Source organism: Prescottella subtropica (assembly GCF_005434945.1).
Classification (GTDB): Bacteria; Actinomycetota; Actinomycetes; order Mycobacteriales; family Mycobacteriaceae; genus Prescottella; species Prescottella subtropica.
Window position 1 is genome coordinate 188,441 of sequence record NZ_SKCH01000006.1, and the last position, 13,760, is coordinate 202,200.

A 13,760-nucleotide genomic window follows, 5' to 3' on the forward strand; every position below is an offset into this window, starting at 1 on the left:
CAAACGACGGGTTCGGGGAACGCGCAGGCTCTCCCCGAACCCGTCTCCCCTACCGAGGACGGTTCACATGCACACTCTCTCTCCACCACGACGCCCCTGGCTACGCAGGCTCGCACTGCTCACCACCGCCGCCGCGGTCACCCTGTCCCTGGCCGCGGCGCCGGCGACGGCCACACCCTCGAACGTTTCGCCCGTGCCGGGAACGATCACCACCTGGGGCGGCAACAGCGCCGGGCAACGCGACGACATCCCCACCGGCTCCGACTACACCGCCGTCGCCGCCGGCGCCGGCCACTCGGTCGCTCTCACCGCCGACGGACGCATCGTCGCCTGGGGCGGCAACAGCGCCGGGCAACGCGACGACATCCCCACCGACAGCGGCTACACCGCCGTCGCCGCCGGCGGCAACCACTCGATCGCCCTCACCGCCGACGGACGCATCGTCGCCTGGGGCGGCAACAGCGCCGGGCAACGCGACAACATCCCCACCGACGCCGGCTACACCGCCATCGCCGCCGGCTACGACCACTCGATCGCTCTCACCGCCGACGGACACATCGTCGCCTGGGGCGGCAACAGCTGGGGACAACGCGACAACATCCCCACCGACGCCGGCTACACCGCCATCGCCGCCGGCTACGACCACTCGATCGCCCTCACCGCCGACGGACACATCGTCGCCTGGGGCAACCACAGCTGGGGACAACGCGACAACATCCCCACCGACAGCGGCTACACCGCCGTCGCCGCCGGCGGCAACCACTCGATCGCCCTCACCGCCGACGGACACATCGTCGCCTGGGGCAACAACGATCTCGGGCAACGCAACGACCTCCCCACCGGCGACGGCTACACCGCCATCGCCGCCGGTCTCTTCCACTCGGTCGCCCTCACCGCCGACGGCTACATCACCGCCTGGGGCAACACCACCTGGGACCAACGCGACGACCTCCCCACCGGCGACGGCTACACCGCCGTCGCCGCCGGCGACTACCACTCGATCGCCGTCGACGCTCCGAAGACCGCCCCCACCGTGACCGGGACACCACCGGCAGCGAAAGCCGGAGAACCGTACTCGTTCACCTTCACCACCACCGGGCAGCCAGCCCCGACCGTCACCCACACCGGTGACCTCCCCGCCGGACTCACCCTCTCGACGGACGGTCTGCTGTCCGGCACACCCACCACCGGCGGAACATTCACCTTCACCGTCACCGCCACCAACAGCGCCGGTAGCACCGATCTTCCGGTCACCCTCGAGGTCACACCCGAACCGACACCAGCCGGTTCGGCCGCCTCGTCGAACCTGTCCACCTCCCTGACCGAACTGGCCCGCACCCTCGTGACCTCCACGGTCCTGTCCGTCGAGACGGCAGCCGGGTCGTAGCCGACCGATCGACGCCACACCGGGGAAACTCCGCACACGGAGTTCCCCCGGTGTCGTATGTTCCGGTGACGAATCACGACACAGGGGAGAAATTGATGGACATCGGGTTCCTGCGCCGAGACGGCGACGGGTTCGCACCGCTCGAGCTGGGTATCAGCAAGTGGTCACCGGACATGATCAACGGGCCGGCGATCACCGGCATCCTGGCACGCGCCGTCGAGAACGAGCACGGCGCCGAGGGTTTCGTTCCGGCCCGGTTGACGGTCGACCTGTTCCGGCCGGCCCGCGCCCAGGTGCTGCACGTGGTGACCCGCAGCGTGCGGGACGGCAACCGGATCCGATTGGCGGACGCCGAGGTGGTGCAGGACGGGGAGACGGTGGCCCGCGCATCGGTGGTGTTCCTGCGCCGCGGCGTCCAACCGCCCGGGCAGACGTGGACCCGGCCGGACGTCCCGCAGCCGCCGCCGCTGTCGCTGCTGCAGCCGTTGCAGGCGCCGTCGCATCCGTGGATCGGCAGCGACGAGCACCCCGACGGCTGGTCGCCGTCCCTCGTCGACCATCAGGGGTCGAGCCGGAAACGGTTGTGGCAGTACCAGGTTCCCGTCGTCGCCGGCGAGGAGCCGTCGCCGTTCGTGCGGGCCGCGATGGTCGGTGAGACCACGAGCCTCATGACCAACTGGGGCAGCGCCGGCGTCGGGTACATCAACGCCGACCTCACCCTCGCCCTGTCCCGGCTCCCCGAGGGTCCCGAGATCGGGCTCGAGGCCGACAACCACATCAGTGTCGACGGTGTCGCCGTCGGCTCCACCACCATGTTCGACCGGCGCGGCCCGATCGGCACGTGCATCGTCACGGCACTGTCGAATGCCGAACGGCAGGTGGGGTTCGCGAACTGAGCGCGGCCCGCCGGTACCGCTGCGCCACGAGGTCGGCGATCGCATCGTGCGCACCCAGTGGGGCGGTGACACCGTCGGCTCCGGCGTCGGCGAGTCGGGTGTGGAACAGGCCGGGCGCCAACAGGTACGACGCCACGAACACCCGCCGCTCCCCCGCCGTCCGCAGTGCCCGCACCGTGTCGGCGACGGTCGGCGTCCCGGTCGCGATGTAGCCGACCGGGACGTCGCGGCGCACCCGCGCCGACAGCAGCGCCGCGGCCCGTCGCACATCGTGGCGGGCCCGCGGATCCGACGATCCCGCGGCCGCCAGCACGACGGCATCCCCGGGCCGCCAACCGGATTCCCGCAGCCGGTGTTCGAGTATCCGGGCAAGGACCGGGTCGGGGCCGAGTGCGCGGGTGACCGTCACCCGCCGGTGCCCGGACGACTCCACTTCACGCGGCACGTCGGTGTGCACGTGGTAGCCGGACGCCAGGAACGCCGGCACCAGCACCGCGAGCCCGGACAGACCCGACAGCACCTCGGACGGTGACGGCCCCAACACGTCCACGAATGCCGTCCGCACCGGGCCGACCCGCGCCGCGACCGCGTCCGCCAGGGCCGCCACCGTCTCCACCCCGGACCGGCTGCGGGTGCCGTGCGCGACGAGCACGAGAGCCGGGACTGTCACGGCCGGCCGGTTTCGGCGAGTCGGTCGTAGTCGTCCGGCGCGATCGCCAACCGGTACCCGCGTTTGACGACGGTCTGCACGACGTCGGGGGCCCCGAGGTGGCTGCGCAGTCGGGCGATCGCGGTCTCCACGGCGTGCGGGTCGTCGCTGCCGCCGGGCAGTGCGGCCAGCAGGTCGGCGCGGGACACCACCACCCCCGGCCGTTCGGCGAGCCGGCGCAGCAACGCCGTCGCGGCCGGCGACAGGGGCACGACGCGGTCGTCGACGACGACGCAACCGGCGCACACCCGCAGGTCGTGGTCCCCGGCCCGCACCCGGAGCGCCCGCTGCGGCAGGACACCGGTGAGGTGCCGGGCCAGCGCCCCCAGCCGGGAACGTTCGGGCATCGTGGTGGGCACACCGAGGGCTGTCAACGGTGCCGCCGTCACCGACCCCACGCACGCGGCGAGTACCCGCTCCCCGAATCCGTGGAGGAGATCAGAGAGAACTCCGGTGTCCTTGGCGCGCTGCAGGATCGACGCCACCGCGGGGGCGCTGGTGAATGCGACCGCGTCCAGGCCACCCGCGCACACCCCGGCGATCAGCCGGTCGACGGCGGCGGGATCCTCGGGTCGCGTCCACCGGTACACCGGCACCGCGATCACGTCCGCCCCCGCGGCACGCAGCACCGCCACCACGTCCGGACCCGGCTCCCACGGTGTCGTCTCCCCGTGTAACTGGACCGCGATACGCCGTCCCGCAACACCTTCCGTGACCAGCCGGTCGAGCAGTTCGGTCGAGGACTCCGACGCCGGCGCCCAGGCCTCCCGCAGTTCCGCGGCCCGCACCGCGCCCGTCACCTTGGGACCACGTGCGACGATCCGGCCGGCCCCGAGGGCCGCGAGCAGCGGTTCGGCGCGGCCCCACCCGTCCGCCGCCCCGATCCATCCCCGGAAGCCGACGGCGGTCATCGCGACCGTGACGTCCGGCGGGCGGGCGATCACCTCGTCGGTGGCGCGGGCCAGGTCGGTGTCGTCGGCGAGCGGCACGATCCGGATGGCCGGCGCACGGACGACGGTCGCCCCGCGTCGCTCGAGCAGCGCGACGAACTCGTCGGCCCGCCGGAACGCGGTCACCCCGACGGTGAAGCCCGCCAACTCGGCCGTCGTCATCCGCGCCCCGCCCCGATCCGCAGGGGGCTGTGCACCTGCACCACACCCGCCCACACCCGGACGTCGTACACCGGCAGTCGCACCGACCCGTCGTCGAGACACCGTCCGTCGACGAGCGAGAACACCTGTTTGAGCAGCGGTGAGGCGACGATCGGTTCCCCGGCCCGGTCCCCGACCAGTCCGCGGGACATCACCGCCGCCCGGGCGAACGGGTCGATGTTGCCGACAGCACGCAGGGTGCCGTCGTCGAGCAGGAACAGCGCCACCTGCTCGCCGCCACGGAGCAGCACCGCCACCCCGCATCCGGGAATGAGCCGGCTGAGCAGACAGGCGGACGTCCATTCGAGCCGGCCGTCCGGCACCGACTCCAGCACGCCGCCGCGCGCCGGGAAACCTACTGTCGCGATGTCACGAATGGTCATGGCGGTCCTCCCTGTCACTGCAGACCTTCACCGACTGCAGGACTTATTTGTACGAAGCCGGTGTTACCCCGGCGTTAAGCCCCGATTCCCTCGCGGTAAGCGATTGTCACGAGTGCGGCATCGCGGGCATTCCCATGAGCACCGGCACCTTGCGGGCACCGGAATCGTCGAATGCGACCGTCGGGTCGGCCGTCTCCGGGGCGTTGACGAAGGAGACGAACCGGGACAGCTTCTCCGGGTCCTCGAGCACACCGGCCCACTCGTCGCGGTAGCCGTCGACATGCGTGGCCATGTCCGACTCGAGTTCGTCGCCGATGCCGAGGACGTCGTCGCACACGACGGCCTTCAGATGGTCGAGGCCGCCGTCCAATGCCTCGAGCCACGGCGCGGTGCGCTGCAGGCGGTCGGCGGTGCGAATGTAGAACATGAGGAACCGGTCGATGTACCGCACCAGGGTGTCGTCGTCCAGGCCGCCGGCGAGCAGTTGGGCATGTTTGGGCGACTGGCCGCCGTTGCCGCACACGTACAGGTTCCAGCCGTTCTCGGTGGCGATGACGCCGACGTCCTTGCCGCGGGCCTCCGCGCACTCGCGGGCACACCCGGACACCCCGAACTTGAGCTTGTGCGGTGACCGCAGGCCGCGGTACCGCAGTTCGAGGTCGACGGCCGTCCCCACCGAGTCCTGCACCCCGTACCGGCACCACATCGATCCGACGCAACTCTTGACGGTGCGCAGCGACTTGCCGTATGCCTGACCGGATTCCATGCCGGCGTCGACGAGCCGACGCCAGATCGCCGGCAACTGTTCGACGCGGGCACCGAACATGTCGATACGCTGCCCGCCGGTCATCTTCACGTACAGGCCGAAGTCGCGGGCCACCTCACCGATCACGATCAGCTGATCGGGGGTGCACTCGCCGCCGGGCATCCGCGGCACCACCGAGTAGGTGCCGTTCTTCTGGATGTTCGCCAGGAAGTGGTCGTTGGTGTCCTGCAGGCCCGCCTGCTGCGGGTGCAGGATGTGATCCGAATCGGTCGACGCCAGGATGGATGCGACCACCGGCTTGCAGATGTCGCAGCCGGAACCCGTGCCGTACTTGCCGATCAGGGCCGAGAACGTGCGGGTACCGGTGGCCCGGACGATCTCGAACAGTTCCGCGCGGGACTGGTCGAAATGCTCGCACAGGGCTTTCGACAACTCCACCCCGGACGCCGCGAGCAGTTGCTTCACCGTCGGCAGGCAGCCACCGCACGTGGTGCCGGCGCCCGTGCACGCCTTGACGGCGGCGATGTCGCACGCGCCGCCGACGATGGCGTCGCAGATCTGCCCCTTGGTGACGGCGTTGCACGAGCACACCTGGGCGTCGTCGGGAAGCGCTCCGGCACCGGGCTTCTCACCGGTCGGGGAGATCAGGGCCGCCGGGTCGCCGGGCAGTTCGCGTCCGACGAGGGGGCGCAGCGACCCGTACGCGGTGGCGTCGCCGACGAGGATGCCGCCGAGCAGGGTGCGGGCGTCGTCGGAGACGACGAGTTTGGCGTACGTGCCCTTCGCGGCGTCGGACAGCACCACCTCGAGGGCGCCCGGCGTGACACCGTGGACGTCACCGAAACTCGCGACGTCCACACCGAGGAGCTTGAGTTTGGTCGACAGGTCGGCGCCCGGGAACACCGCGTCCCCGCCGAGCAGACGGTCGGCGACCACCTCCGCGGTCGTGTAGCCGGGGGCGACGAGCCCGTAGCAGCGGCCCTCGACGGCAGCGCACTCGCCGACCGCGAACACGTCCGGATCGGAAGTGACGCAAACACTGTCGGTGAGGATGCCGCCGCGCTCGGCGACCGCGAGACCCGCGTCGCGGGCCAACCGGTCCTGCGGCCGGACACCCGCGGAGAACACCAGCAGCGCCGCATCGATCACGCTGCCGTCGGAGAGGTCCACCCGCACCCCGGCAGGCCCGTCGGTGATCGACGCGATCCCGGTCCCGGTGTGCAGGTACAGCCCGAGGTCGGTGACCAGTCGGGCGAGGACCCGACCTCCGCCGTCGTCGACCTGCAGCGGCATGAGCCGATCGTTGTGCTCGACGATGTGCGGCGTCATCCCCAACTGGCGCAACGCGTTCGCCGCCTCCAGGCCGAGGAGCCCACCACCCACCACTACTCCCGCCGCACCGGTACCGGCCGCCTCGGCGCGGGCCCGGATGCCGTCGAGATCGGCCGGGGTGCGGTACACGAAGCACAGCCCGTGGTCGTGCCCGGGCACCGGCGGGACGAACGGGTACGACCCGGTCGCGAGGACGAGCGCGTCGTAGCCGAGAACCTCGCCGCCCGAGGTGGTGACGGTGCGGGCCGTGCGGTCGATCGACTCGGCCGCCGTCCCCACCCGCAGGTCGACGGCCGGGTCGCCGGCGAAGTCGTTGCCTGCCAACGCCAGCTCCGACGCGTCCCACGTCCCGACATACGACGACAGCGCCACCCGGTCGTACGCGGGCAGCGTCTCCTCGCACAGCACCGTCACCGCCCAGGTGCCGGAGTCGTCCCGTGCCCGCAGGGCCTCCACGAACCGGTGCCCCACCATGCCGTGTCCGATGACGATCGCGGTCTTGCTGTTCATGCCGCACCTTCCTTCCGTGCCGAATGTGATTCCGTCCGTTCGGGTCCGACGGCCGGGTCCGTCGTGCGCAGCCAGTCGCAGATCCCGTCGACCACGGAGCCGCAACCGCCGCAGCCCGTCGTGGCGCGAGTCGCCGATGCGAGCGTGGCGACCGTGCGGGCACCGGCCCGCCAGGCCGTCGTCAGATCCGCTTTGGTGACCGAGTTGCAGCGGCAGATCACCGCACTGCCCGGCATGCCCGCGGGGCTCGCCGCGTCCGACGCGGCGGCGGCCCGGCCGGTCAGCAGCGTCATCCGGTCCCGCGGCACCGGCAGCTGCGCGTCGAACAGTTGTGTGACGGTCCCGACCACGTCGGGGCAGCCGAGCAGGACGGCCCCGACGATCCGGTCGCCGGCGACGACGAGTTTGCCGTAGCGGCCGCGGGCCGGGTCGGCGACGACGAGCACCTCGCGGCCGTCACCGGGACCGTTGTCGTGCAGGTCCGCGTCGACGTCCCCCATCGACGCCAGATCGATGTCGTGGGCCTTGAGCCGGGTCAGGGCCGGGGTGCCCGGATAGTCAGCATCCGGGTCGGCGCCGGTGATCCGGTCGGCCACCACCGCGGCCTGCTCCCAGCCCGGCTGCACCAGCCCGTACACCTGCCCGCGGTGCTGCGCGCACTCCCCGATCGTCCACACGTGCGCGGCACTCGTGCGCAGCGCGTCGTCGACGACGATCCCGTGGTCGACGACGATCCCGGCATCCCGGGCCAGGGTGGTCTCGGGCCGGATACCCGCCGCGAGCACCACCAGGTCGGCGGGCACCGCGGTGCCGTCGTCGAGCACCAGTTCCCGCCCGGACCCGTTGTCGCGCAGGGCGACCGCCCGCCGCTGCAGCAGCATCCGCACACCGAGACCGGTGAGGACCCGGACGAGGACCCGGCCGCCGCCGTCGTCGAGTTGCCGTTCCATCGGGACCGTCTTGGGATGCACGACGGTGACGTCGACTCCCCGCATCAGCAGCCCCCGCGCCGCCTCGAGCCCCAGCAGCCCCCCGCCCAGGACGACCGCCCGGCAACCGGGCCGGGCGACGGCCGCGATCCGGTCGCAGTCGTCGACCGTCCGGAACGCGACCACGTGCCCGTCGCCGGCGGCGACGCCGTCGATCGGCGGCACGAACGCGGTGCTGCCGGTCGCGAGGACCAGCTCGTCGTAGCCGAGGGACGTTCCGTCGTCGCACCGCACGGTCCGCGCGACCGGATCGAACCCTGTCACCCGCACCCCCACCCGGACGTCCACGTGGCTGCGCGCCCACCACTCGTCGGGCCGCAGCCGGGTGTCGCGGGCGGTGATGCCGCCCGCCAGCACGGTCGACAGCAGTATCCGGTTGTAGGCGGCCCGCGGTTCCGCCCCGAACACCACCACCTCGAGTCGGGCCGGATCCGGCTGCCGGCGACGCAACTCCTCCGCCAGCCGGGCACCGGCCATCCCGTTGCCGACGATCACGACCCGAGTCATGAGGCCGCCTCCAGCCGGACCGCACACACCTTGAACTCCGGCATCCGGCTCGTCGGATCGAGCGCCGGGTTGGTGAGCAGGTTGGCCCGCGCGTCGCCGGGGAAGTGGAACGGCAGGAACACGGTGTCGAGCCGCATCGTGTCGTCGCAGCGGACCACGGCGGCGACCCGGCCGCGGCGGCCGATCACGGCGGCATCCTCGCCGTCGCGCACCCCGGCCCGGTCCGCGGTGTCGGGATGCACCTGCACGAACATCGGTCCGGCCGCGGACGCCAACTCCGTGATGCGGCGGGTCTGCGCCCCCGACTGGTAGTGCGCCAGAACACGTCCCGTCGTCGCGACGAGCGGGAACTCGCCGTCGGCCGGTTCGGCGGGGCCGCGATGGTCGACGGCCGTGAACCGGGCCCGGCCGTCGGCGGTGGCGAACCGGTCGAGGAACAGTCGCGGCGTCCCGGGGTGGTCGGTGTCGGGGCACGGCCAGTGCAGGGCCTCCCCCGCATCGAGCCGCGCGTACGTGACGCCCGCGTAGTCCGCCTTGCCGCCGGCGGATGCGCGCCGCAACTCCTCGAACACCACGCCGGGCTCGGCCGGGAACCGGTCCGCCGGCTGGCCGAGACGAACAGCCAAAGCACGCAACACCTCCAGTTCGCTGCGCGGCCCGGCCGGCGGGTCGATGCCCTTACGCCGCCGCAGGACCCGCCCCTCGAGACTGGTCACGGTGCCCTCCTCCTCGGCCCACTGCAGTACCGGCAGCACCACGTCGGCCATCGCCGCGGTCTCCGACAGCAGGAAGTCGCACACCACCAGCAGGTCCAGGGACCGCAACCGGTCGACGACGTGCCCGGCCCGCGGCGCCGACACCGCGAGGTTCGCGCCGTGCACCAGCAGCGCCCGCGGCCCGTCCGGCCGACCGAGCGCGTCGAGCAGCTCGTAGGCGCTGCGGCCCGGCCCGGGCAGCTCGCCCGGATCGATGCCCCACACCCGCGCAACATGGTCGCGCGCAACCGGATCGGTGATCTTGCGGTAGCCGGGCAGCTGGTCGGCCTTCTGCCCGTGTTCGCGTCCGCCCTGCCCGTTGCCCTGGCCGGTGACGGCGCCGTAGCCGCTGCCGCGGCGTCCCGGCAGCCCCAGAGTGAGGGCCAGCGCGATCCACGCCGAGACGGTGTCGGTGCCGGACGCGTGCTGCTCGGTGCCGCGCGCGGTGAGCACGTAGGCGCCGGTGTCGCGGCGCCGTGATCGGGACAGGATCTCCACCGTCCGGCGCAGTGCGGCGACGGGCACCCCGGTGACCCGTTCGGTGCGTTCGGGCCACCACTGTGCTGCCGCGAGCCAGGCGTCGTCGAAACCGGTTGTGCGCGAGTCGAGATAGTCGCGGTCGAGGTGCCCCTCGGTGACCGCGACGTGCAGCAGGCCGAGTGCGAGGGGCAGGTCGGTGCCGGGGGCGAGCTGCAGGTGCAGTCCGCCGCCCGCGAGGGCTCGTTCGGCGGTGGCGGTGCGGCGCGGGTCCACGACGATCAGCCCACCGGCATCCGCCGCGGCGGCGAGGTGCCCCAGCAGCGGCGGCATGGTCTCGGCGACGTTGCCACCGGCCAGCAGAATCGCCTTCGCCGGCGACAGGTCGGAGACGGGGAACGGCAGCCCGCGGTCGAGCCCGAACGCCCGGATCCCGGCCGCGGCCGCCGACGACATGCAGAACCGTCCGTTGTAGTCGATGTTCGACGTTCCGAGCGCAACCCGCGCGAATTTGCCCAGCTGGTAGGCCTTCTCGTTGGTGAGGCCGCCGCCGCCGAACACCGCGACGGCGTCCCGCCCACCTGCGGCCTGCGCGGCCCGGATGCCGTCGGCGACGTGGTCGAGGGCGTCGTCCCACGATGCCGGACGCAGGTCGCCGGCCGTCCGGATCAGGGGTGTGGTGAGCCGGTCCGGGTGCCGCAGCAGTTCGGCACTCGTCCACCCCTTCTGGCACAGGCCGCCGCGGTTGGTGGGGAATCGACGTCCGGTGACGGTGACGGTGTCGGCGGATCGGGTCAGGGTCATCGCGCACTGCAGGCCGCAGTACGGGCAGTGCGTGTCGGTGAGGGCTGCGGTCGCCGCAGTCACAGTGTCACCGGAACCTTGTCGGCGGCAGCATGTTCCATCGCTGGGCGACGCACGAACACCGTCCAGGTGAGGATGCCGCACACGATGTAGAAGCCGAGGAACACCCAGAACGCGAGGGTCGCCGACGCGGCCGCGCTGCCGTACGACGCCCGCAGTACCAGGTTGATGCCGACGCCGCCGAGTCCGCCGACGGCGCCCGCGAACCCGATGAGTGCGCCGGACAGGTTCCGGTCACGGGCGTCGAAGATCGACGGGATCAGTTTGTACACCGAGCCGTTGCCGAGACCGGACAGCACGAACAGGGCCACGAAGCCGGCGACGAGCACGGCCAGGGTCGTGCCGGACGCCGCGCCGGGGGTGGCGTCGTCGATCGTGGCGGCGGTGACCAGGACGGCTGCGGCCGCGGTCATGCCCGCGAACGTCCACAGGGTGATGCGGCCGCCGCCGATCCGGTCGGCGAGCAGTCCGCCGATCGGGCGGGCGACCGATCCGAGGAGGGGTCCGACGAACGCGATCTGCGCGGCGTACAGTGCGGCCTGGGACGGGGTGTCGCCGCCGGCGAGGAAGTTGATCTGCAGGACCTGCCCGAACGCGAAACTGAAGCCGATGAACGAGCCGAACGTGCCGATGTAGAGGAAGCTCACGACCCACGAGTCCCGTATCTTCAGGGCGTCGCGCATCGAGCGCAGGTCGGCGGTCTGTCCGCCGAGGTTGTCCATGAACAGGGCCGCACCGACCGCGGCGACCGCGATGAACACCAGGTAGATCGCGCACACCAGGTACGGAGCGGTGGTGCCGACGGTCGCGATCACCAGTAGCCCCACCAACTGGATCGCGGGTACCCCGATGTTGCCGCCGCCCGCGTTGAGGCCGAGGGCCCAGCCTTTGAGTCGCTGCGGATAGAACGCGTTGATGTTCGTCATCGACGACGCGAAGTTGCCGCCGCCGACGCCGGCGGTGGCGGCGACCAGCAGCAGAGTGGTGTACGACGCGCCCGGGTGCGTCACGAACCACAACGCGAGCAGCGCCGGCACCAGCAGCAGGACCGCGCTGAACACTGTCCAGTTGCGGCCGCCGAGGCGGGCTGTCGCCACCGTGTACGGGATGCGGAGCAGCGATCCGACGAGGGTGGGTACTGCGACGAGGAAGAATTTGCCGGCCGCGTCGATGCCGAACACGTCGGTGGGCATGAACAGCACCATCACCGACCAGATCGACCAGATCGAGAACCCGACGTGCTCGGCGATCACCGACCAGATCAGGTTGCGTCGCGCGATCGCCTTGCCGCCGGCCTCCCAGGCGTCGACGTCCTCGGGATCCCAGTGCTCGATCCGATGGCGGCGCACCACCGGCTGCTGCGGGGTCGATGTCTCGGATCGATCGGACAGTGTGGTCACCGGAGCCTCCTACCTGTGAGGGAAACCCCAAGGTAGAAGGACGGTGTTGCGTCGGTGCTGCGTCCGGTGACCCGCCGGTCAACACTCCCTCACCGGTAAGCATGCGGCCGGTGAGGGAGCGGAAACACTGCGTGTTTCGCGGTGGCGATGTCACTGGGTCAGGCTCCGATTCTCGTCGAGACCCGCCAGCTCCCGGCACCAAACCGGGCGACACACCGGAGATACGCGCTACTTCGGTTTCGTCGTCTATACCGGTCTACGTTCATCTGGTCCTGAGAATTTCTCAGGCTCTACAACAGAAGGACGGGGAAGCATGATCTCGCATCATGAACACCGCTGGCGTAAGGGGAGATTCGCCAGCCGGTCGGTACGAATGCTGACCGTGGTCGCTCTCGCCGCCTCACTGGTGTCCACCACCGCGGCCACCGCCTACGCCGAGCCCGACACCACGACATCGGCGACGACCACCACGACAACAGTGCGGCCGACGACCACCGCACCGGCATCGGCATCGGCATCGGCATCGGCATCGGCATCGGAAGCCGACACCACGGTCGAGTCGACGACACCACTGTCGACCGCTACACCGACGGTGTCGGAGTCCGCTCCGGCGGCACGGACGACCGCGAGTCCGGCGACGATCTCGGAGCAGGCGCCGGCCACGACGGCGCCGTCGACCACCGTGGAGCCAGCGCCCTCGGCTGCGCCGGACAAATCCGCCGCGATCGCCTCGACACCGGCCACCCCGCCACCCTCCGCTTCGGTCGATGTGGAGAAGCCCGAGCGGGAGCCCGGCAAGACGGCGCCGACCGGCATGGCGTTGGTTCGTGCCCAGCAGCACGCACTGACCGTCCCGGCCGATCAGCTCCCCGAGCTTCCCGCCGGCGCCATGTCGCGCATGCAACGCACAGCACTCCCGGAAGGCGTTACCCAGGACGACGCCGAACTCGCCGAGCGCATGGCCATGGTCGTCGCCGACAACTGCCAGTTCTACATCCCGTCCCCGCACGCGGTCTGTGGTGCGATCCGCGACAAGTACAACGCCATGGGCGGCCCCGCCAGCTTCCTCAGCTACCCGACCTCGCCGGAATACCAGAATCCGGGCAACACCGGCGCGCGTAGCGAGTTTCTGCACGGCAGCATCTACTGGTCCGCAGCCGCCGGCGCCCACCCCAGGGGCCCGGCAAAGTCGCATAACCCCATGTCAGGCGGCATGAAGTAGATCGATCGGCCGGTGTGGATCACGGCCGTGGTGGCGTAGCGCGCCGGCGATGTTGGTGTGGCCGGCGAGCCGCAGGATGCCGACTACCGTGTTCCGGAGGGTGGCCATCACCTGTGGGCTGTTGCCGGTGCGGACGGCCGAGCGATCTTCGTCGAACGTGACATCGCGAACCCAGTGCAGTCGGTTCTCGATGCCCCAATGGCCGCGAATCCATGCCGCGACCTGGGTCGGAGCAGCAGAGGTCATCGGCATCGAGGTGATCAGATAGACCACCTCGACACTCTTGCGGCCCTTTCTGGTGACGGTCCGGCGGACCTGCAACACCTGGCAGGCGTGCGGGAAACCGAGGCCGGCATCGACCTCGGTGGCCTTGATCGTGCGGCACTCCCGCCGCCCGTGACCACGACCCTTG

The 13,760-nt window shown here is 71.3% G+C and carries 12 protein-coding genes; 3 read left to right on the top strand and 9 right to left on the bottom strand.

Annotated elements, in window-relative coordinates; all coding sequences use genetic code 11:
* Nucleotides 1-67 precede the first annotated feature (67 nt).
* Complete coding sequence (locus tag E0497_RS08780) at nucleotides 68-1,387, top strand: RCC1 domain-containing protein (RefSeq protein ID WP_137724404.1); 1,320 nt, start codon at nucleotides 68-70, stop codon at nucleotides 1,385-1,387.
* Between the two features lie 95 nt (nucleotides 1,388-1,482).
* Nucleotides 1,483-2,283: an acyl-CoA thioesterase domain-containing protein gene (locus tag E0497_RS08785; RefSeq protein ID WP_137724405.1), complete on the top strand. Its 801-nt coding sequence runs from the start codon at nucleotides 1,483-1,485 to the stop codon at nucleotides 2,281-2,283.
* On the opposite strand, the gene E0497_RS08790 is transcribed toward E0497_RS08785, so the two are convergent.
* From E0497_RS08790 to E0497_RS08825, 8 genes are all read right to left on the bottom strand, one after another.
* On the bottom strand, nucleotides 2,237-2,953 hold the full coding sequence (locus E0497_RS08790; RefSeq protein WP_137724406.1) for a sirohydrochlorin chelatase: 717 nt from the start codon (nucleotides 2,951-2,953) through the stop codon (nucleotides 2,237-2,239). The two genes, E0497_RS08785 and E0497_RS08790, sit on opposite strands and share 47 nt — an antisense overlap.
* The gene (locus E0497_RS08795; RefSeq protein ID WP_137724407.1) at nucleotides 2,950-4,104 is read right to left on the bottom strand and encodes a uroporphyrinogen-III synthase; all 1,155 of its coding nucleotides are present in this window, start codon (nucleotides 4,102-4,104) and stop codon (nucleotides 2,950-2,952) included. The genes E0497_RS08790 and E0497_RS08795 overlap by 4 nt, the downstream gene beginning before the upstream one ends.
* Nucleotides 4,101-4,526 carry a nitrite reductase small subunit NirD gene (nirD, locus tag E0497_RS08800; protein ID WP_137724408.1) on the bottom strand — a complete coding sequence of 142 codons (426 nt, stop codon included), beginning with the start codon at nucleotides 4,524-4,526 and terminating at the stop codon, nucleotides 4,101-4,103. Before nirD ends, E0497_RS08795 begins: the two co-directional genes overlap by 4 nt.
* A gap of 106 nt (nucleotides 4,527-4,632) precedes the next feature.
* Nucleotides 4,633-7,134, bottom strand: a complete 2,502-nt coding sequence (nirB, locus tag E0497_RS08805) for a nitrite reductase large subunit NirB (RefSeq protein WP_137724409.1) — start codon at nucleotides 7,132-7,134, stop codon at nucleotides 4,633-4,635.
* On the bottom strand, nucleotides 7,131-8,630 hold the full coding sequence (locus tag E0497_RS08810; RefSeq protein ID WP_137724410.1) for an FAD-dependent oxidoreductase: 1,500 nt from the start codon (nucleotides 8,628-8,630) through the stop codon (nucleotides 7,131-7,133). The genes nirB and E0497_RS08810 overlap by 4 nt, the downstream gene beginning before the upstream one ends.
* Entirely contained in the window at nucleotides 8,627-10,729 is a 2,103-nt protein-coding gene (locus E0497_RS08815; RefSeq protein WP_137724411.1) for a molybdopterin oxidoreductase family protein, read from the bottom strand. The genes E0497_RS08810 and E0497_RS08815 overlap by 4 nt, the downstream gene beginning before the upstream one ends.
* Complete coding sequence (locus tag E0497_RS08820; RefSeq protein WP_170312921.1) at nucleotides 10,726-12,075, bottom strand: MFS transporter; 1,350 nt, start codon at nucleotides 12,073-12,075, stop codon at nucleotides 10,726-10,728. The genes E0497_RS08815 and E0497_RS08820 overlap by 4 nt, the downstream gene beginning before the upstream one ends.
* A 480-nt stretch (nucleotides 12,076-12,555) precedes the next feature.
* Entirely contained in the window at nucleotides 12,556-12,870 is a 315-nt protein-coding gene (locus E0497_RS08825) for a hypothetical protein (RefSeq protein ID WP_137724413.1), read from the bottom strand.
* A gap of 25 nt (nucleotides 12,871-12,895) precedes the next feature.
* On the opposite strand from E0497_RS08825, the gene E0497_RS08830 reads away from it, so the two are divergent.
* Nucleotides 12,896-13,348, top strand: a complete 453-nt coding sequence (locus tag E0497_RS08830; RefSeq protein WP_241665796.1) for an LGFP repeat-containing protein — start codon at nucleotides 12,896-12,898, stop codon at nucleotides 13,346-13,348.
* Here the strand turns inward: E0497_RS08830 and E0497_RS08835 are convergent.
* On the bottom strand, nucleotides 13,331-13,760 hold a 430-nt coding region (locus tag E0497_RS08835; RefSeq protein ID WP_137724414.1), incomplete at its 5' end, for an ISAs1 family transposase. The two genes, E0497_RS08830 and E0497_RS08835, sit on opposite strands and share 18 nt — an antisense overlap.

Excerpts from the sequence above, each read along its gene's own strand:
- E0497_RS08780 (WP_137724404.1), top strand. The coding sequence starts at position 68 with ATGCACACTCTCTCTCCACCACGACGCCCCTGGCTACGCAGGCTCGCA.
- E0497_RS08785 (WP_137724405.1), top strand. The coding sequence starts at position 1,483 with ATGGACATCGGGTTCCTGCGCCGAGACGGCGACGGGTTCGCACCGCTC.
- E0497_RS08795 (WP_137724407.1), bottom strand. The coding sequence starts at position 4,104 with ATGACGACGGCCGAGTTGGCGGGCTTCACCGTCGGGGTGACCGCGTTC.
- nirD (WP_137724408.1), bottom strand. The coding sequence starts at position 4,526 with ATGACCATTCGTGACATCGCGACAGTAGGTTTCCCGGCGCGCGGCGGC.
- nirB (WP_137724409.1), bottom strand. The coding sequence starts at position 7,134 with ATGAACAGCAAGACCGCGATCGTCATCGGACACGGCATGGTGGGGCAC.
- E0497_RS08810 (WP_137724410.1), bottom strand. The coding sequence starts at position 8,630 with ATGACTCGGGTCGTGATCGTCGGCAACGGGATGGCCGGTGCCCGGCTG.